Origin of the sequence: Vibrio sp. SCSIO 43140, from assembly GCF_023716585.1 — a bacterium.
Lineage (GTDB): Bacteria > Pseudomonadota > Gammaproteobacteria > Enterobacterales > Vibrionaceae > Vibrio > Vibrio maritimus_B.
This window is the reverse complement of record NZ_CP071851.1, coordinates 1,106,624-1,126,211: the sequence shown is the minus strand read 5'-3', so window position 1 is coordinate 1,126,211 and position 19,588 is coordinate 1,106,624. Positions and strand designations below refer to the sequence as shown.

Here is a 19,588-nt window from a genome sequence, read left to right as displayed (position 1 = left end):
TGTTATTCCTTCCAAACCCACTCTGGCGTTGTTTTTGAGAAGAACGATTGCAGTCCATGCTGCCCATCTTCAGAGACTCTTGCTTCTGCGATAAGCTCTGCGGTGTGATTGATGAGAGGATCTTCGATATGAAAATGGCATTTTTTAATTAATGATTTTGTGTTTCGGATGGCAGACGGACTAGAGGATAGGATTTGTTTGGCCATGTCCGCCGCAACAAATTCAGAAGCGCCGTCCTGTGTCAGTTCATGAAAAAGACCTATTTCAAGTGCTTGTTTTCCCGTGATTGTCTCAGCGGTCAGCAAGTATCGTCTTGCCGAGCGAGATCCAATGGCTCGAACGACATAGGGGGCTATAGTAGCGGGTATCAGACCAATCTTTACTTCGCTAAAGCAGCAAAGACTGGACTCTTCGCCAATGACGATATCACAGCAGCATAGTAGACCCAACGCTCCTCCAAAGGCGCAACCCCGAACGACGGCGATGGTTGGCATTGGCATGTTATCCAGCGATGATAATAGTAGCGCAAGCCGCTTGGCGTCTTGGATGTTCTCTTCACGACTGTTATTAGCCATTGATTTCATCCATGCTAAATCAGCGCCAGCAGAGAAGTGTTTGCCTTCTCCTCGCACGATCAAACACCGGATATTTTGTTGGTTTGAAAGAGAGTCTAACGCGGCTACGAGTTCACGGATCGTTTTGCTGCTGAACGCATTTCGTTTGTCAGGGCGATTCAAAGTAATGGTAGCGACACCAGACGCGGTGATATCGAGACGTATATGGTCACTCATAGCTTTCCCCTACATGCGAAAGATACCAAACTCACTGTCGGGTATAGGTGCATTGAGCGAGGCTTTGAGAGCCTGACTCAACACGCTGCGTGTTGTTTTAGGATCGATGATTCCATCATCCCAGAGCCGCGCACTCGCGTAGTAGGGGCTACCTTCTCGCTCGTAGCGCTCAACAATACTTAGTTTGTAAGCTTCTGCTTGAGCAGGCTCCCATTCTTCATCCTCACGCTTTTTCACATCATGTTTCACCTGAGTGAGGACATTAGCGGCTTGTATCCCACCCATTACCGATATACGAGCATTGGGCCACATCCACATCATGGTGGGGTCATACGCTCGGCCGCACATCCCATAGTTTCCCGCACCATAGGAACCTCCGATGATCACAGTGAACTTAGGGACGTCTGCACATGAAACGGCCATGACAAGTTTGGCTCCGTGCTTAGCAATGCCGCCTTCTTCGTACTGTTTTCCGACCATGAATCCGGTGATGTTTTGTAAGAAGAGCAGGGGAACCTTACGCTTGGCACATAACTCGATAAAGTGCGCCCCCTTTTGAGCAGACTCAGAGAATAGGATGCCGTTGTTGGCGACGATACCAATTAGCTGACCTTCAATTCGAGCGAAGCCACATACCAGGGTTGAGCCATAGAGTGCTTTAAACTCATCGAAATCAGAACCGTCTACTAATCGAGCTATCACTTCTCGGACATCAAATGAGAGTCTTAAATCGCGATTGACGATGCCATAGATGTCTGTGATGTCGTATTTGGGGGGAAGGAATGTCGCTGCTGTTGCTTCATCTAAGGATTGGTTGGTGTTTGAGACAGTTTCTCGAGCGAGTTGAATAGCATGACTTTCTGAATCAGCATAATAGTCCGAAACGCCGGACTTTTTGCAGTGAACATCAGCGCCGCCAAGCTCCTCATCTGTCACTTCTTCCCCTGTTGCAGCCTTGACTAGTGGCGGCCCTGCCAAAAAAATCGTGCTTTGCTGCTTCACCATAATCGACACATCAGCCATGGCGGGTACATAGGCTCCACCAGCAGTACACAAACCCAAAACGACGGCGATCTGCGGGATTCCCTTTGCAGACATGCGAGCTTGATTGAAAAAGATCCGCCCGAAATGCTCTTTATCAGGAAACACTTCGGCTTGATGTGGTAGGTTAGCACCACCTGAATCTACCAAGTAGATGCAGGGTAGGTGACATTTCGCTGCGATTTCCTGTGCTCGCAAGTGCTTTTTGACGGTTAAAGGGTAGTAAGTCCCACCTTTCACCGCTGGGTCATTCGCGACAATCATGCACCTTACGCCCGATACATGGCCGATGCCCGCAACAACCCCTGCGCAAGGTACTGACTCATCGTAGACTTCCCAAGCGGCAAATTGGGCGATCTCAAGAAACTCCGAGCCCTTGTCAATGAGCGCTGCAATGCGTTCTCGCACTGGCAATTTGCCTTTCTTGCGTTGACGCTCAATCGCCTTATCTCCTCCTCCTTGCTTAACTTGGGCGAGATTAGTTTGCAGCGTCGAGACTAGGCTCTCCATCGCGACAGTATTATCTTTAAATAGCTCAGAATTAGGCTTAATTTTGGTGATAATTTGTGGCATAGCCTCTCCTTAACGCGACTCGTCAAAAAGCTCTCGACCAATCAGCATCCGACGAATTTCAGAGGTCCCTGCGCCAATTTCATAGAGTTTAGCGTCTCTCAATAGTCGACCTGCTGGATATTCGTTGATATAACCGTTACCGCCGAGTAATTGAATCGCATCGAGCGCCATTTGCGTTGCCAATTCAGCGGTGTACAGAATGACACCTGCAGAATCTTTGCGGGTTACCTTGCCTCTATCGCATGCGTTAGCAACCGCATACAGATAAGAGCGGGCAGCGTTGCAACGGGTATACATATCAGCAAGCTTGGCTTGAACTAACTGAAACTCACCAATGGCGCGTCCGAACTGTTTGCGTTCATGAACATAAGGAACGACGAGATCAAGGCAGGCTTGCATAATGCCGACGGGGCCGGCAGCTAGAACGACGCGTTCGTAGTCAAGACCGCTCATCAATACCTCGACGCCTTGGTTTACTTCACCCAACACATTCTCAATAGGTACTTTGCAGTCTTGGAATACCAGTTCACAGGTGTTTGAACCCCGCATACCAAGTTTGTCGAGTTTTTGAGCATGGCTGAATCCATCAAACTGCTTCTCGATGATAAAAGCAGTAATACCGTGTTGCGCAGCGTTCGGATCGGTTTTGGCATAGACAACTAGCACATCGGCATCGGGACCATTAGTGATCCACATTTTGCAGCCGTTAAGTAAAAAGTGGTCTTCGTAGCGCTCGGCTCTTAACTGCATACTCACCACATCTGAACCAGCATTTGCTTCACTCATTGCGAGCGCGCCAACGTGCGACCCATCAATGAGCTTTGGCAGGTATTTTTCACGTTGCTGTGAATTGCCATTTCTGTATATTTGATTGACACAAAGGTTTGAGTGCGCGCCATAAGAGAGAGCGACGGAGGCGGAAGCTCGGCTGATTTCTTCCAAGGCAACGACGTGAGCAAGGTAGCCCATATCTGCGCCACCATACTGCTCAGCGACAGTGACGCCAAGTAAACCCATGTCTCCTAGCTGTGACCACAATTCATTTGGAAAAGCATTCTGCTCATCGATTTGGGCTGCGAGAGGCGCGATACATTCGTTCGCAAACCCGCTCACGTGTTCACGAAGTAGGTTGATTGATTCATCCAAACCAAAGTCCATGGGGCGATACTGAGCGAGCATAATTCCTCCTCATACTGGACATTGACTTAGTCACAAACCCATGTTGCGCATAGGTGCGCTGAGCGTTCTACTCTTTTGCTAATGCGGCTTCGCAGCGTTTTCGCGCAACGGTCAAGTCTTCCAGTAGTGTATTAATGTCATCGAGCTGTCTTTTGAGAACGGCTTCTTTCTCGTCAATGATCTTCAACATTTTGGTGAGTTGGTCACCTTCTTGATGAGTATCATAAAGCTCAAACAATTCCCTGATCTCTGCGAGTGAGAAACCTAGGCGTTTTCCTCGCAGTATGAGTTTAAGGCGTATTTTGTCGCGTCGATTGTAGAGACGCATACTGCCGCTTCGGTCCGGTTGGATCAGACCTTCATCTTCATAAAAACGAATGCTTCTTGTCGTAATATCAAATTCTTTTGCGAGTTCACTGATCTTATAGGTTTCCACGGTACTGCTCTCCGATTAACTGGGCTCAGGTCAGTCTTCACTCTACCACTGCTGTATTGAGTAAAGATAAATTGACAAGTTAGCAACTTGTTTCTTTACGTTTACGTAAATGTTAGTGCTATGCTTACGTAAACGTCAAGCTAATCATTAACAATGAAGTGGGTGAGGAAGCAAGGTGATGGATAAGCATGTTGAAGACAACGAAGTCTGGATAGTTGCAGCGAAGCGAACGCCGATGGGAAAATTTCAGGGTGAGCTTGCTTCATTTAGTGCGACGGATTTAGGAGGCATCGCAATTAGCGCGGCGTTGAAAGAATCTGGGCTAGACGTAGACGTCGTTGATGAGGTTGTAATGGGCTGCGTGCTGACTGCAGGCGTTGGTCAAGCTCCGGCCAGACAAGCTGCGCTGAACGCCAATCTCAATCTCAACACGCCTTGCACAACCGTTAACAAGGTGTGTGGGTCGGGGATGAAAGCTGTGATGATGGCGACCACTCAGATTCGGATAGGGGAAGCTGCGTGTGCGGTAGCGGGTGGGATGGAGAGTATGACCAATGCGCCATACTTGTTACCGCAAGGGCGAAATGGCATGCGCATTGGGCACAAAACGACTTACGATCATATATTTCTAGACGGGCTTCAAGATGCCTATGAAGGCGAGCTAATGGGCGTTTACGGTCAGAGAACTGCCGATGCGCTCGGCTTCAGCCGTGAACAAATGGATGAATGGGCGGTACGCTCAGCAATGAGAGCGAAAAGTGCCATTGAAAATGCCTCGTTTTCACAAGAAACTGCGAAGATCCAATTAGATAACAACAGTTATATATCGAATGATGAGCTACCCAGTTCTATCCGAGTCAGTAAAATCCCCTCGCTAAAACCCGCTTTTGATAGCAGCGGTACCATCACAGCAGCAAACTCCAGTGCTATTTCGGACGGGGCTGCGGCATTAGTGCTGATAAGCAAAGCAAAAGGCCTAGACTTGGGACTCGCGCCGCTCGCTGTTGTTAAGGGACAGGTAACAGCTGCTAGAAGACCTTCAGAGTTTACATTAGCCCCCCTCGATGCCATTCAAAAGCTACTTAAACAGGTCCAGTGGAATCGAAACGATGTTGATCTTTGGGAGATCAACGAAGCCTTTGCTGTCGTCACTCAGATAGCAATTGACCAGCTAGAACTCGACTCAGAAAAGGTCAATGTTAAGGGCGGCGCGTGTGCGTTAGGGCACCCAATAGGTGCGAGTGGCGCACGAATTCTAGTGACGCTCATACATGCGCTCAGAGAAAGAGCGCTCAAATCAGATAAACCGCTTAAAGGAATTGCCACCTTGTGTATTGGTGGCGGTGAGGCAACCGCGGTCGCCATCGAAGTACCGAATAGTTAACGGACATTATGAGGACTAACTCATGACCAGCAACGTTAGAAATTTTATTGATGGGCAAGCCATCGTCTCTAGTGCGACAGAATGGCTTGACGTTACTGACCCGAGCACCAACGATGTTATTGGAATGGTGCCGCTGACGCCGATGGACGAGATGGAAGCCGCTATTGAGCAAGCCGTTTTGGCTCAAAGCGTGTGGCGTGAGGTGGCGGTGTCAGATCGTGCTCGTTTAATGCTTCGTTATCAGCACTTACTTAAAGAGCACCACGACGATATTGCAGCCGTCCTCTCTAAAGAAACAGGCAAGACCTTGGCAGACGCCAAAGGCGATGTGTGGCGCGGTATCGAGGTGGTAGAGCAAGCAGCAAACATAGCCTCAAATATGATGGGTGAAACCGTTGAGAATGTGGCGACAGATATAGATAGCTATTCGCTCATTCAGCCACTTGGTGTGTGCTGTGGTATTACTCCGTTTAACTTTCCAGCCATGATACCGCTTTGGATGTTCCCGATTGCCATAGCAGCAGGCAATGCTTTTGTTCTTAAGCCTTCAGAGCAGGTCCCTTACACCGCAGTGAAACTCGCTGAGCTATTTCATCAAGCGGGCGCGCCAAGAGGTATTTTGCAGGTTATTCAAGGGTCTAAGCCCCAAGTTGACTACTTGCTCACTCATCCAAAGATTTGCGCGGTTTCATTTGTTGGTTCAGTGCCCACCGCTCAATACATATATCAAACGGGAACGGCAAATCACAAGCGAGTACAAGCCTTTGCGGGCGCGAAAAACCATATGGTGATCATGCCTGATGCAAATAAAGAGCAGGTGATTAACCAATTGGTGGGTTCGTCGGTGGGGGCGGCGGGGCAGCGTTGCATGGCGATTTCTGTCGCGGTGTTTGTCGGTAGTTCAAATGAGTGGATTGACGAACTCAGTGACGCAATGAAAGTGATTCACCCTGGCACATGGAATGATGCCTCAGCCGCTTATGGACCACTTATCAGTAAACAAGCGAAACAGCGTGTGTTGGATCTTATTGAGAAAGGGAAGTCAGAGGGAGCGGAGTGCCTGCTAGATGGTTCCAACAGTACTGTCAAAGGTTATCCGAACGGAAACTGGGTCTCTCCAACCTTGTTCAAAGGGGTGACACCAGAGATGGCGATTTATAAAGAAGAGATATTCGGACCAGTATTGGTGTGTGTAGAGGTGGATAGCTTGGAGGAGGCAATTGCTTTGGTAAACGCCAATCCTTACGGCAATGGCACGTCCATCTTTACAGCGAGTGGTGGAGCTGCACGCAAATATCAACATCAGGTGCTCGTGGGTCAGGTAGGGATCAATGTTCCGATTCCGGTTCCTCTACCATTTTTCTCATTTACAGGATGGCGAGGCAGCTTCTATGGCGATCTTCATGCCTACGGTAAACAAGCCGTTCGTTTTTACACTGAGACCAAAACCATTACCGCAAAATGGTTTGAAGAAGAAGTGTCTGATGGTCCCAACTTAACGATTCAGCTTCGTTGAAACACGGGTGAGCTTCGCAAATGGAGGGTAAATGATGGATTTTGAACTTAACGAAGACCAGAGAGCCTTCGCGGACACGGCGAGTCAGTTCGCAACAGAAAGCCTACTTCCAAATGCTGCAAAGTGGGATGAAGAATGCCACTTCCCCAAAGACGTTCTAAGGCAAGCGGGTGATATTGGTTTTCTTAGTCTTTACACGCCGGAAGAGCAAGGTGGGCTTGGGTTAAGTCGGTTAGATGCCTCCATCGTTTTTGAGCAGTTAAGTACGGGCTGCACATCGACGACGGCCTTCATGACGATTCACAACATGGTGACGTGGATGGTCGCCAGTTTTGCAGGCGATGCCGCTCGGCAGCGATTTGTACCTAAGCTTATCTCTGGAGAATGGCTCGGCTCATACTGTTTAACCGAGCCTAATGCTGGTTCCGATGCAGCGTCACTCACTACAAATGCGAGTCTTGAGGGCGACTATTACGTGCTCAATGGCGCCAAAACCTTTATCTCTGGTGCGGGAGATACTGAAGTGTTGGTGGTCATGGCGAGAACGGGAGAGAGCGGCGCAAAAGGGATTTCTGCATTTGTACTGGATGCAGATTCCGAAGGAATCAGCTTCGGCCGTAAAGAGCCAAAGATGGGCTGGAATAGCCAACCCACAAGAGCTATTACTTTTGAGAACGTTAAGGTACCAGTTAATCAGTTGTTAGGTCGTGAAGGTGAGGGCTTTACTTTTGCCATGAAAGGGTTGGATGGTGGGCGCATAAATATCGCTACTTGTTCTGTTGGGACTGCCCAACACGCGCTAAACCAGGCGACTCAATATCTTCAAGAAAGAAAGCAATTCGGTCAACCTTTAGCGAGCTTTCAAGCATTGCAATTTAAGTTGGCCGATCTAGCTACTGAGTTGGTCGCCGCGAGGCAAATGGTACGTTTGGCAGCGTTCAAGCTCGACGCTGGGCATGCAGATGCCACGACATATTGCGCGATGGCGAAACGCTACGCGACCGACGTTGGTTTTAAGGTATGTGACGGTGTACTTCAGCTTTTTGGTGGATATGGCTACATCAAGGAATATTCGTTAGAGCGTCACTTCCGCGATGTTCGTGTTCATCAGATCCTTGAGGGGACCAACGAAATCATGCGCCTTATCATTGCAAGGCGATTGCTAAATAGCAGTTACCCGATCGAATAGAGCCACCTTAAAAATGAGCGGATAAGGAGAACGCCTCATGTCTGAGTCATCATTGATTCCTCATCAAATTCAGGATCACGTTGCAACGATCACGATCAGCAACCCGCCAGCGAACACCTGGACGGCGGAAAGCCTCAACGACCTAAAAAGCTTAATCAATGAGCTGAACGCCAATAGAGAGGTCTATGCTTTAGTCATCACTGGGCAAGGAGAGAAGTTCTTTTCTGCTGGCGCAGATCTAAACGTATTTGCTGGTGGTGATAAAGAGAGTGCTTGTTTGATGTCACGCGCTTTTGGTGAAGCGTTCGAAGCCTTATCACAGTTTCGTGGAGTGTCGATCGCTGCCATCAATGGCTACGCTATGGGAGGTGGCTTAGAAGTCGCGTTAGCTTGTGACATTCGTATTGCTGAGTCACATGCTGTGCTAGCCTTGCCTGAAGCGAAAGTGGGATTATTGCCTTGTGCTGGTGGTACTCAAAATCTCACGGCGTTAGTCGGTGAGGGCTGGGCAAAACGGATAATCTTGTGTGGTGAGCAAGTTTCAGCCCAGCAGGCATTGCAAATTAAGCTGGTTGAGGAGGTGGTAGATAAGGGGCAAGCCTTAGCAGCTGCGAGTAAGCTTGCTAAACAAGTCGCTAATCAGTCGCCTTCATCGGTAGCAGCATGTAAAGCGCTTATTCAAAGCAACCGAGGTCATTTTATATCGCACGGTTTAGTTAAAGAGCGCGAGTTATTTATTCAATTATTCGATACCCAGGATCAAACAGAGGGCGTGAATGCATTTCTAGAGAAACGTCCACCTCAATGGAAGAATCGTTAGGAGGTTTTATGGCACCAGTCCAGTTCCAGGAAGTTAGCTGTGACAATGGCAATGTGATTGGTATTGCTACACTCAATAATCCGAAAGCACTCAACGCACTGACCTTCGACATGTTAGTGCTGTTGGAGCAGCAGTTAGAGGTGTGGCATGAGGATGACAACGTACTTTGCGTTCTATTGGATGGCTCAGGCGATAAGGCCTTTTGTGCTGGTGGCGATGTACGTGCTCTGCATGACAAGATGAAACAGGGTCCTTTAGACGATGCAAAAGCCTATGGCGAGCAGTTTTTTGCGACCGAATACGAGTGCGATTACCTAATCCACACTTATTGCAAACCTATCATTGCATGGGGAGAAGGTATTGTCATGGGTGGTGGAATGGGGCTGTTTATGGGTGCGAGCCATAAGGTGGTAACGCCAGACTCTCGACTCGCGATGCCAGAGATTAATATCGGTCTCTTTCCCGATGTGGGCGCCACCTATTTTTTAAATCAACTAGAAGACAACATTGGGCTCTTTCTTGGACTAACAGGCGTTATGATGAATGCCACCGATGCGTTAGATATCCATCTCGCTGACCACCTAAACGCGCCTTCTGATAAACAAAAATTGGTAAGTCAACTTCAAAGCGCTGAGTGGGATAGCATTGAAGACAGCTATGACTACATCACCGAAATCCTTACCGAGTTATCCGACAAGGCGAATATCGCTAAGCCTGAAGCGCACCTTAAACCACTACTTCCTGAGATATCGTTAGCATGCGACTCAGATAACCTCACCGATGTGTACGCCAACATCATAGCGTTACCTTGTCACGAAAAGTGGATGGAGGTGGCTAAGCAAAACCTTATGGACGGTAGCGCCATTACGGCACACATCTGTTTTAGACAAATCAAGAAATACAGTCACTTATCTTTGGCCGACTGCTTCCGACTCGAACTAATCCTCGGACTTAGAAGTGTTCTTCTTGGTGAGTTTCAGGAAGGTGTGCGCGCTCGTTTAGTTGATAAGGATGGTATGCCGAACTGGAAATATCAACATGTCAGCCTGGTGGATAGAAGCGTCATTGATGAGCTATTCACCTCATTATGGCGCGATGAAGAGCATCCTCTCGCCAAACTTGGACACTATTGAGTCAACTACGGTGGAATAAATAAGGAGGTAATTATGAACGAGCAAGCTAACACCACGATTGCTTTTGTCGGGCTTGGAAATATGGGAACTCCTATGGCAAGTAACCTGCTTAAAGCTGGTTTTGCCGTTCGTGTTTTTGACCGTGTGCCAGCGCTGATTGAAGCGTTGAAGCAAGAGGGTGCGGTAGGGTGTTCAAGCCTAAGAGATACCGTAGAGAGTGCCAATATCGTCGTAACCATGTTACCTGCAGGTGAGCATGTTAAAACAGTGTTCCTTGGTACCGAATCTGATGAGGGGGTGCTTGAGCTCATCTCAGACGACACGTTCTTGATTGATTGCTCGACGATTGACCCGGATACGGCGAGAGCGGTCGCTAGCGTTGCCTCTGAAAAAGGCATCGAGTTTGTCGACGCGCCTGTTTCTGGAGGTGTTGCAGGTGCCACGGCTGGCACGCTGACCTTCATTGTTGGCGGAACGGACTCTGCTTTTAGTAAGGCGAAAGCCATTTTGTCTCATATGGGGAAAAACGTGGTTCACGCTGGGAAAGCGGGCGACGGTCAAATGGCAAAGATATGCAACAACTTATTATTGGGTTCTGTCATGGCAGCGACATGTGAAGCCCTTAATCTTGGTGTGGATAACGATCTCAATCCTGAGGTGTTATCAAATATTATGCTACAGAGTTCTGGAAGAAACTGGGTTTTAGAACTATATAACCCTTGTCCGGGAGTTTTGGAGCACGCGCCAGCGAGCCACCAATATACTCCCGGATTTATGTGTAAGTTGATGTCAAAGGATTTGGGGCTTGGGTTAGATGCGGCGAAATTGAGTCAATCTTCAGTGCCCATGGGAGCGTTAGCTCACAGTCTCTACGCACTCCATAACCGAAACGGAAATGCGGAGTTAGATTTCTCAAGTCTTTTTGAGTTTTTTAGCAATAAGCAGTAGAAGGGAGAAGTAAATGGAACTTGAACAGAGCGTTATCGCTATTACTGGTGCAGGACAAGGATTAGGTCAAACTATGGCGACAAGCCTAGCTTCGCAGGGAGCGAGCTTGGCACTGCTCGATGTCAATCAAGACGCCTTAACAGAGACAAAAGAACTCTGCGAGGCATTTGGGGTAAAAGCGCAAACTTATCAAGTCGATGTCACCAATGAGGAGCAAGTGGAGCAGGTATTTAGTGACATTGTCACTGAATATGGTGCTCTTAACGGTCTCGTCAACAATGCCGGAATTCTCCGTGATGGCATGCTCGTTAAAGCAAGAGGGGGCGAAATCACTAAGATGTCTCTCGGTGACTTCAATGCGGTCATTAATGTCAACCTTACCGGTACTTTTCTGTGCGGTCGTGAGGCTGCAGTGAAGATGATTGAGTCAGATTCTCGCGGTGTCATCATCAATATCTCTAGCGTCTCACGAGCGGGTAATATGGGGCAAACCAACTACGCAGCTTCTAAGGCAGCGGTTGCGACCATGTCATCAGTATGGGGTAAAGAGCTGGCTCGTTACGGTATCCGTTCGGTAGCGATTGCACCGGGTGTTGTAGAAACGTCGATGACTGCTTCCATGAAGCCAGAAGCGCGTGAGCGCCTAGAGAATATGGTGCCAGTGCGTCGAATGGCTGATCCGTCAGAAATCGCCCATACCGTTCGTTATATTCTTGAAAACGAATATGTGAATGGCCGCGTGATTGAGGTAGACGGTGGGCTCGTTATCTAATTATTTATCTTCAGTGTTATGAGTCGTTTGACCTCTACCTGAAAAGGTAGGGGTCTTTGTTTTTATAAGCCTTTGTTTTTATGATGATATGTTTGTTGCACTTATATCATCGTCCAAAATTGCTTGCTCAATCACATTAAATAATACAATAGGATTGTAGGATGTTTGTTATCCATCTGGAGACCCTACAACGATAACAAGGACATCTAAAATGAAAAAAATCCTACTTGGATTAGCGGTTGCGAGCCTAATGGCGGGCGCTGCACAAGCATCTACTCAGGTGATTACCTCTTCTTCAAATGAGCTGTTACAAGATCCTCAGTTTACTGAGTTTAGAAGCAACAAAGGTAAGAGTGATTTTTGGCGTAAAGAAGCGGATAACAAGAACGGAAAAGGCGATGTTGGTAGCTCAAAAGACACGGCTTTTGATGATGAAGGCTCAGTGCGCATTCGTTTTAGAAATGCTACCGATGACTTCTCCGCAACACCGGGTGTGAGTCAAGAAGTCGCGGGTCTAAAACCAAATACTGACTATACACTTTCGTTCTACTACAACGACAAGAAGGGTGAGAATTCGCCAAGTCAACTACTTGCTGGTGTACTCGGTGCAAACGGAAAGACACTGAAAGAGAAATCAATTCATGTTAAAGATCTTTCTGATAGCCCTAAAGGTGCAGTGAAGAAGTCATTCCGCCAAGCGTCACTTTCGTTTAACTCTGGTGATAACACCAGCGCCGTTATTTATACCAGAATGCGTATCACCGACACATCGGGTATCAATATGGATGGAGATATCGGTAAGCAGACTGAAGTACGTTTGGATGAGTTTGCTTTGAAAGCTCAATAATGCGCTATTAGCTTATATACCGAAAAGCCTCAGCAACCGCTGGGGCTTTCCTTTTGCATACCGCACCCAATGTCTTCAAATAGCTCAAGGGCAGCACAATAAGCTTCTGCAATAATGGTACTTTTACTCAGGTGTTTTCTCTGAACCATATTGGTCAATAGATGAAGTATTTGGATCAGTTTTATCCTTTTGTCATAGTCAAGCGACCAATCAGGTTCTGTGACTAAGGGCTGTCCCTTAAGTGCTCTTTTAAGCGGCAGTCTATAGTCGACAAATGTTTGGCTATGCACTAACGCCAAACAGGCTAAGACCAATATCTTCTCACCGATCGGGCTAGCAGCATCCGTACTACCCAAACTATGTTTAAGCTCGCTTAGATAGCTTTGAGCTGCTTTCTTGCACAGAGGTTGTGGACACTGAGTATCAGTCTCGGCAACCTCATAATCCATGCGCACAGCAATATCGTTAGTTCTTCGCATAACCACTCCTATATTAGTTAACTCGTGGTTATTCCGCTGATCGTTTAATAATGGCGGTAAATCGATTGTCGGACGTAGTAGCAGAGACCAGGGTCCATCCTAGAACGTTCATATAGTTCAGAGCGTCCATTGGAGAGTTAAAAGTCAGAGTTTTACCGCTTTCATCTCTCAATAAATCTTTGTTCCTAATCCCTATCTCCAATTCTTGCCCAAAGTCGACTTCAACTTTCCATTGGGTAAGGCTGAGCAATTTCCCTGAGGCGATGACCATCGCATATTGTTCTGTTTGATTGGTTCTAGATGTAGCCTCTGGTGATTTAGCAGCCAATGCTGTAGAGCACAGGGCAAGTGTTAGTAAAGGGGTTAGAAAAACTCTATGGATGGCTTTCATGGCTACCTCCGGTAATCTTTAGCTCAAAGTAAGCACGTTGTGTGTGATTGAGACTTAGATTACTAGAGGGCATTTCCATTATTCGGAAATGATTGGGGCGCATTATACGAATTATGGATGCGCATTTGGGGTGTTAGCCTTCGCTGTCACCATCGCGTTTTTTCAAAGACGCGTAGAAGTTAGAGAGAAACTCGATGTCCTCTTTCGGGGCCGCTAACATGAGATCGAGGAACTTTAGCGTACTGGCAGAAAGCGGCAACTGACCACCATATAATCGTTCTAACTGAGTCATCGGAAACAATTGCAGTAAGCTTACGTCGAGCGCTTTTGCAATTCGGAAAAAGTCCAAAATGGTGAAGTGGCTCTTCGCTTCTCGATCCATTTTCTCATAAAGAGCAGAACGACCAATGTCCGCCTTTTTAGCCAGTCCGTTTTTAGATAGCCCTTCTTGAACCATGAGCGCTTCGATCCGCTCTATGACCATTTTTCGAAATACCGTCTCTTCAACGCCAAAAAACTCGAATCCTTCCGTTTCTATTTCTGCCATCGCGTTTGTCCGTTTTTCTGGAATCAGTCCCTTAATGGTATCTGAATTTCGGAAATTTGAAATGATAATTTAATAGCCAGACACAGAGACAAGTACGGTCTCAACTGATTAACCAAATAGATTAAGGGTAAACACCATGCTAACGACTAAACGCGCAATCCTTGCTACTGCACTTGCATTATCGGGCGCAGCTCAGGCGATTTCTCTTGAGCCAGCTCTAGGTCTGGATGTCAACCAGCCTTACTATGCTCCGCAAGCATTTGTGCAGCAAGAAAGTCTACCTATTGTGGATATTCGCGGCGTAAAGCCGGCAGACTACGCTGAGCTATTTGAAAAGCAGGTAGGCGAAGAAGTTCGACGTGGTATCAAGGAAGCGCAGTACGTCTATAAACTAGCAGGGATCAATGTGGTCGATTTTGAGAAAAACTCGATGAAGGTGTTAGAAAACTCACGAAAGCTAAACCCCGAATATTTTGAAATCGTTGAAGCGCTGGCCAAAGTGGGTGGCATTTCACTGGAAACCATGTTCACTCTATCGCAGTTAGATGCTGCGTTGGCGTCGGCAGCCCAGTCTGCGCTAAGTGGATGTACAACAGTAAGTTTCGGTGGTACGGGTGTTGTTGGTCAGGTAAACGATACGCCATCGCTTTCTGGAGGCAACTACTGGGTATTGCAAGCGGATGACTATGTACAGGTAATGGCGTCTGGTTTCTATGGTTCAGGTCAGACGCTGGGTAAAGATATTGGTGTTGTGATTAACTTCCAAGGCACGGATTCCAAAGGTGTTGGGCTAGAAGCAGACAGCGCAATTGAGCTAGGTGCACTTCAAAACTATCTCGTGCGCAATGCTAAGAGTGTTGATGATGCGGAAAAGATCCTCGACCAATACCGCACAGTAGTGGCTTCTCACTTTAACTTTGCTGATAGCACTGGTAACACCGTTGGCGTAGAGATGCTTGATGGTGAGAACTACATAATTAAACGTCCTGCTGGTGTTGGTCATGCAAACCACTCTGAGCGCCCTGGCGTCATGCAAGCTTTCGCAGAATCCGTTGGTTTAGGAGAGAAAAGCAAGCAGCGCACGGTTGCTACCGCCTATACAGAGTGGCGAGCAGAATTCGCACAGCAGTTCATCGACAATACGCCGGAGGGCAATGTTGATGCCGCTAAATATGTCCTGAATACTAAACCCATCGCCCAACACGCAGCGTATGGTTCTGATTTTATTACGACATTAACAGCGGTGATGGATACAAAATCAGGATGTATGGAAGTAGCGCCAGGCGTGGGAGAGTGGAATGACTTTCAGAAAGTGTGTATTGAAAAATAATGGGCATCTTAACGGTTAAGTTAATGAGACTTCGCTACTTGCTGGGGATTTTATTTACTGCTCTCGTAGGATGTGATCATACCCCATTAAAGTATCAGGACAATTATGAACTTTGTCAGTCTCTGGCATATGGCTATAGTGAAGAAGTGGTGCAAGAGTTAGAAAGTCGAGGGCGATCAGCCTCAGATAAAGAATGCGGAGATGCCAAACGTCGAAAGCAAGATGAGATAGAGCTAAGGCATTTAATCTGGAGTGCTGAGCATACTATTCGGCATGAGAGCTAAGATTAGCCCTCACTAGTTGATAGAAGCAAAGATAATAGGACAAGGACGTTTGCCTTATGTTGACCGCTACATTCCTCTATAACTCGGTCCACCACCACCTTCGGGTGCCGTCCAGTCGATATTCGCAGAAGGGTCTTTAATATCACAGGTTTTACAATGCAAACAGTTGGTTGCGTTTATTTGCAGTTTACGTTTGCCCTCAATATCAACGATTTCATAGACACCAGCAGGGCAGTAGCGTTGACTCGGCTCATTGTAGAGGGGGATATGTGTATCCAATACCAAAGTAGGATCAGTAAGGTGTAAATGACAGGGTTGGTTTTCTTCATGCTGTGTGCCAGATAAAAACAATGAAGAGGGTCTATCAAAACTCAAAACACCATCTGGTTTCTGATAGTTTATGGGCGTTGTACTGTCTTTCGTTTTGAGCATCATATGGTCCTCAATATTATCAGTCACTTTCCAGGGGATAGAAGCCTTGAAGAGTCGAGACCACCAATTTTGTTCAATTACATTAAGTAGCCCGCCCAACGGCTCTCCAAACTTGTGCAGGTTAGCGCCAAAGTTTCTCGTCGATGCCAGTTCTTTATATAACCACGAGCTTTCAAACCGTTTTTGATAGTCTGCTTCTTGATGAACCAGTCTGGCCGACATTTGTTCAAAGATCGCCTCAGCCGCAATCATTCCTGATTTCATTGCAGTATGGCTACCTTTGATCTTCCCCATATTTAATGTGCCAGCATCACAACCAATCAATAATCCTCCCGGGAATTGTTGTTTAGGCAGTGAACGTATTCCACCTTTGGTAATAGCGCGAGCCCCAAAACACAAGCGTTCTCCACCTTGCAAATATTTGGCTATGGCACGGTGGTGTTTGAAGCGTTGAAACTCCTCAAAGGGATTCAGGTGAGGATTGGAGTAGTTGAGGTCCACGATCAAACCTACCGCAACTTGGTTTGATTCAAGATGGTATAGAAAGCTGCCACCTGTGGTACCGCTTTCGGATAATGGCCACCCAACTCCGTGTAGCACTTTGCCTTTTGAGTAGTGGGGATGATCGTCAGGTAATTGCCAAAGTTCTTTAAAGCCGAGTGCATAGTGTTGTGGCTGTTTATCTTTGTCCAACGAGAACTTGTTGATGAGCGACTTACCCAGATGTCCTCGCGATCCTTCTGCAAAGACCGTGTACTTGGCTAATAAGTTGATACCGGGCTCGAATGTTGGCTTCTTCTCTCCTTGCTTATCGACTCCCATATCCGTGGTTTGCACCCCGATAACGCGTTGCTCAGAGTCATACAACACTTTACTCGCGGCAAAGCCAGGAAAGATCTCAACGCCCAACTGCTCTGCCTGCTGTGCAAGCCAGCTGCAGAGTTTGCCTAGGCTTATCGCGTGATTATCTGATGAGTTTTTTAAAGTACAGGGCACCATTGCGCTAGGAACTTTAAGATGATTTAAATGTGTTGTTAGATAAATAAACTCGTCGTCACTAACAGGATTGGCTATGGGAGCATTCATCTCTCGCCAGTCTGGTAGCAGTTCATCTAAAGCTCTGGTTTCGAATAGGGCACCAGAAAGAATATGTGCGCCAACCTCCGACCCTTTCTCAATCACGCACACGGAAAGTGTTTGGTTTTGATCATGAGAAAGCTGAGCTAGTCGAATGGCTGCCGAGAGGCCAGCTGGACCTGCACCGACAACCACGACATCAAACTCCATTGATTCTCTTTCCATTATGTACACCTTTGTTGCCAAACATCGGATTTGAAAATGCCTACGTATAAATATAGTGCAGTTGACGTAAACGTAAACTTTACTAAGCTCAGTTTATGGTCAATCCGAGCCGTTGAACGTCGAATTAGGGAGTGAACATGAAGGTATTAGTGGCGATAAAGCGTGTAATAGACCCTTATGCGAAGATCCGTGTAAAAAGCGATGGAACCGGGGTTGAGACAAGTAATATGAAGATGTCGATGAACCCGTTTTGTGAAATTGCGGTGGAGGAGGCGATTCGATTAAAGGAAGCTGGTGTTGCCGAGGAGGTTATAGTGGTCTCAATTGGTGATACTAGCGTGCAGGAGACGTTGCGCGGCGCGCTGGCACTCGGAGCGGACCGAGCAATCCATATTGAAGCGATAGAAGAGCTAGAGCCGTTGTCGGTTGCCAAAGTACTAAAACAAATCATGGAACGAGAAGAGCCTAAATTAGTTTTACTCGGAAAACAGTCCATCGATACCGATAACAATCAGGTCGCTCAGATGTTGTCTGCAATAACCGACCGTCCTCAAGGTACTTTCGCATCAAAGCTTGTCGCTTCAGATACACACGTAACTGTAACCAGGGAAGTGGATGGTGGGTTAGAGACCAATCGCCTAGAAATGCCAGCGATCATCAGTACTGACCTTAGGTTAAATGAGCCTCGTTACGCGTCACTTCCTAATATTATGAAAGCTAAGAAAAAGCCGATGGACCTTATCAAGTTCGAAGACCTCAATGTCGATGTGATTAGCCATCAAACAATACTGGAAGTTACTCCGCCAGTTGCTAGAAGCGCAGGGGTGATGGTTGCCACGGTCGATGAGCTGGTGGATAAGCTTAAAAACGACGCCAATGTGCTTTAGGGAGAGTCTTATGGATACGCGAGTTTTGGTCATTGCCGAGCATGACAATAACAACATTGCTTCAGATACGCTGAAGGCATTAAATGCCGCATCACAGTTAGGTGGAGCCGTCTCAGTATTGGTCATTGGGCATCAATGTTCGAGTGTTACCGATACACTGAGTGGCGCTGCCGGAGTAACTCAGATTTATCAAATAGACGATGAAAGATACCAAAATCCACTAGCAGAAACGTTAACACCAGCTGTCTTTGGTTTAGCGAAAGACCATAGCCATGTGTTGGCGGCTGCCACGACCTTCGGTAAAAACTTGCTGCCAAGAGTTGCCGCGCTGTTAGACGTCGGGCAGGTATCTGACGTGATCAGTATTGAGTCAGCAAATACATTCATTCGTCCAATCTATGCCGGTAATGCGCTCGCGAAGGTGCAGTCCAACGATAGTAAAATCGTGTTGACCGTTCGCGGGTCTGCGTTTCAAGCATGTGCGCTGAGTGAAGATTCGGCTCCTGTCGTTAATCTCGATGCGACAGAGACAGCAAATTCGATTAGTGAGTTTATTGGTATCGAACAAACGGTGAGCGAAAGACCCGATTTGTCGAGTGCAAACGTTGTAATTTCAGGTGGACGAGGCCTAGCGAGTAAAGAGAATTTCGCCTTAGTAGAGAGGCTTGCAGATAAACTCGGCGGTGCAATAGGCGCATCGAGAGCCGCGGTGGACGCAGGGTATGTGTCTAATGATCTACAAGTCGGTCAAACCGGGAAGATAGTGGCCCCAGATCTTTACATTGCGATTGGAATCTCCGGCGCGATACAGCATATGGCAGGGATGAAAGACTCAAAGGTCATCGTGGCGATCAACAGTGACCCAGATGCCCCAATCTTTGAGGTGGCAGATTATGGTTTAGTCGGAGATTTGTTCGAAATTATGCCTGAACTGATAGATAAAGTTCCATAAAGCAGTGCATAGCTCAATGACTGAATACAGGCTAAGGCTACGACCTTAGCCTTCGTCTTTATCGCTTTCCTTCAGAGTCCTCGCCGCGTAGCGCACCGCAAACACACACATCAACATCATGATAAACGGAATTGAAGCCAAAGACATTTCGACCCAAGAGTACTCAGTGAAAAACTTCGATAACAAAAGATGCGATACGATATTGAGAAGGGCAATCGCGATTGCGACTACAAGTAGCTTGGATTCTCTATTCAAAACAAACGGCTTCCTACCTATATTAAAATTATTGAATCAGAACTAGCGTCCCGACTACTGCAACGGTCGTGACTATATCATAGGGATTGCTTTGGTTTCG

General features: G+C 47.2%; 20 protein-coding genes. 11 read left to right on the top strand and 9 right to left on the bottom strand.

Going from position 1 to position 19,588, the window contains the following annotated elements:
- Positions 1–2 precede the first annotated feature (2 nt).
- The 4 genes from J4N45_RS23560 to J4N45_RS23545 form a co-directional block, all read right to left on the bottom strand.
- Complete coding sequence (locus J4N45_RS23560) at positions 3–791, bottom strand: enoyl-CoA hydratase-related protein (protein ID WP_252014808.1); 789 nt, start codon at positions 789–791, stop codon at positions 3–5.
- Between the two features lie 9 nt (positions 792–800).
- On the bottom strand, positions 801–2,405 hold the full coding sequence (locus tag J4N45_RS23555; RefSeq protein ID WP_252014807.1) for a carboxyl transferase domain-containing protein: 1,605 nt from the start codon (positions 2,403–2,405) through the stop codon (positions 801–803).
- 9 nt (positions 2,406–2,414) lie between these two features.
- Positions 2,415–3,584: an isovaleryl-CoA dehydrogenase gene (locus J4N45_RS23550; protein WP_252014806.1), complete on the bottom strand. Its 1,170-nt coding sequence runs from the start codon at positions 3,582–3,584 to the stop codon at positions 2,415–2,417.
- A 67-nt stretch (positions 3,585–3,651) separates the two neighbouring features.
- Positions 3,652–4,020, bottom strand: a complete 369-nt coding sequence (locus J4N45_RS23545) for a MerR family transcriptional regulator (protein ID WP_252014805.1) — start codon at positions 4,018–4,020, stop codon at positions 3,652–3,654.
- Positions 4,021–4,198: 178 nt separating this feature from the next.
- On the opposite strand from J4N45_RS23545, the gene J4N45_RS23540 reads away from it, so the two are divergent.
- The 8 genes from J4N45_RS23540 (at position 4,199) to J4N45_RS23505 (ending at position 12,629) form a co-directional block, all read left to right on the top strand.
- A complete protein-coding gene (locus J4N45_RS23540) occupies positions 4,199–5,404 on the top strand; it encodes an acetyl-CoA C-acyltransferase (RefSeq protein WP_252014804.1) in 1,206 nt (401 codons plus the stop codon).
- A 22-nt stretch (positions 5,405–5,426) separates the two neighbouring features.
- Entirely contained in the window at positions 5,427–6,920 is a 1,494-nt protein-coding gene (locus J4N45_RS23535) for a CoA-acylating methylmalonate-semialdehyde dehydrogenase (protein ID WP_252014803.1), read from the top strand.
- Positions 6,921–6,954: 34 nt separating this feature from the next.
- A complete protein-coding gene (locus tag J4N45_RS23530) occupies positions 6,955–8,109 on the top strand; it encodes an acyl-CoA dehydrogenase family protein (RefSeq protein WP_252017233.1) in 1,155 nt (384 codons plus the stop codon).
- 37 nt (positions 8,110–8,146) lie between these two features.
- Positions 8,147–8,929 (top strand): enoyl-CoA hydratase, encoded by a 783-nt coding sequence (locus J4N45_RS23525; protein WP_252014802.1) that lies wholly within the window; start codon positions 8,147–8,149, stop codon positions 8,927–8,929.
- 8 nt (positions 8,930–8,937) lie between these two features.
- On the top strand, positions 8,938–10,062 hold the full coding sequence (locus tag J4N45_RS23520; protein WP_252014801.1) for an enoyl-CoA hydratase/isomerase family protein: 1,125 nt from the start codon (positions 8,938–8,940) through the stop codon (positions 10,060–10,062).
- Positions 10,063–10,095: 33 nt separating this feature from the next.
- Positions 10,096–11,010 (top strand): 3-hydroxyisobutyrate dehydrogenase, encoded by a 915-nt coding sequence (gene mmsB, locus J4N45_RS23515; RefSeq protein ID WP_252014800.1) that lies wholly within the window; start codon positions 10,096–10,098, stop codon positions 11,008–11,010.
- A 13-nt stretch (positions 11,011–11,023) separates the two neighbouring features.
- Positions 11,024–11,782, top strand: a complete 759-nt coding sequence (locus tag J4N45_RS23510) for an SDR family oxidoreductase (RefSeq protein ID WP_252014799.1) — start codon at positions 11,024–11,026, stop codon at positions 11,780–11,782.
- Between the two features lie 211 nt (positions 11,783–11,993).
- Positions 11,994–12,629: a hypothetical protein gene (locus J4N45_RS23505; protein ID WP_252014798.1), complete on the top strand. Its 636-nt coding sequence runs from the start codon at positions 11,994–11,996 to the stop codon at positions 12,627–12,629.
- A gap of 29 nt (positions 12,630–12,658) precedes the next feature.
- Here the strand turns inward: J4N45_RS23505 and J4N45_RS23500 are convergent, their stop codons facing one another.
- From J4N45_RS23500 to J4N45_RS23490, 3 genes are all read right to left on the bottom strand, one after another.
- Complete coding sequence (locus J4N45_RS23500; protein ID WP_252014797.1) at positions 12,659–13,108, bottom strand: hypothetical protein; 450 nt, start codon at positions 13,106–13,108, stop codon at positions 12,659–12,661.
- A gap of 28 nt (positions 13,109–13,136) precedes the next feature.
- Positions 13,137–13,499: a hypothetical protein gene (locus J4N45_RS23495; RefSeq protein WP_252014796.1), complete on the bottom strand. Its 363-nt coding sequence runs from the start codon at positions 13,497–13,499 to the stop codon at positions 13,137–13,139.
- 133 nt (positions 13,500–13,632) lie between these two features.
- Positions 13,633–14,046 carry a helix-turn-helix domain-containing protein gene (locus tag J4N45_RS23490; RefSeq protein ID WP_252014795.1) on the bottom strand — a complete coding sequence of 138 codons (414 nt, stop codon included), beginning with the start codon at positions 14,044–14,046 and terminating at the stop codon, positions 13,633–13,635.
- Between the two features lie 136 nt (positions 14,047–14,182).
- Between J4N45_RS23490 and J4N45_RS23485 the strand changes: the two genes are divergently transcribed.
- Positions 14,183–15,376: a C45 family autoproteolytic acyltransferase/hydrolase gene (locus J4N45_RS23485; protein ID WP_252014794.1), complete on the top strand. Its 1,194-nt coding sequence runs from the start codon at positions 14,183–14,185 to the stop codon at positions 15,374–15,376.
- A gap of 350 nt (positions 15,377–15,726) precedes the next feature.
- On the opposite strand, the gene J4N45_RS23480 is transcribed toward J4N45_RS23485, so the two are convergent.
- On the bottom strand, positions 15,727–17,394 hold the full coding sequence (locus J4N45_RS23480) for an electron transfer flavoprotein-ubiquinone oxidoreductase (RefSeq protein ID WP_252014793.1): 1,668 nt from the start codon (positions 17,392–17,394) through the stop codon (positions 15,727–15,729).
- A gap of 137 nt (positions 17,395–17,531) precedes the next feature.
- On the opposite strand from J4N45_RS23480, the gene J4N45_RS23475 reads away from it, so the two are divergent.
- Both J4N45_RS23475 and J4N45_RS23470 read left to right on the top strand, forming a co-directional pair.
- A complete protein-coding gene (locus tag J4N45_RS23475) occupies positions 17,532–18,281 on the top strand; it encodes an electron transfer flavoprotein subunit beta/FixA family protein (protein WP_252014792.1) in 750 nt (249 codons plus the stop codon).
- 10 nt (positions 18,282–18,291) lie between these two features.
- The gene (locus J4N45_RS23470; protein ID WP_252014791.1) at positions 18,292–19,233 is read left to right on the top strand and encodes an electron transfer flavoprotein subunit alpha/FixB family protein; all 942 of its coding nucleotides are present in this window, start codon (positions 18,292–18,294) and stop codon (positions 19,231–19,233) included.
- A 45-nt stretch (positions 19,234–19,278) separates the two neighbouring features.
- Here J4N45_RS23470 and J4N45_RS23465 read toward each other — a convergent pair whose 3' ends face one another.
- Positions 19,279–19,488, bottom strand: a complete 210-nt coding sequence (locus tag J4N45_RS23465) for a hypothetical protein (protein ID WP_128650124.1) — start codon at positions 19,486–19,488, stop codon at positions 19,279–19,281.
- Positions 19,489–19,588 lie beyond the last annotated feature (100 nt).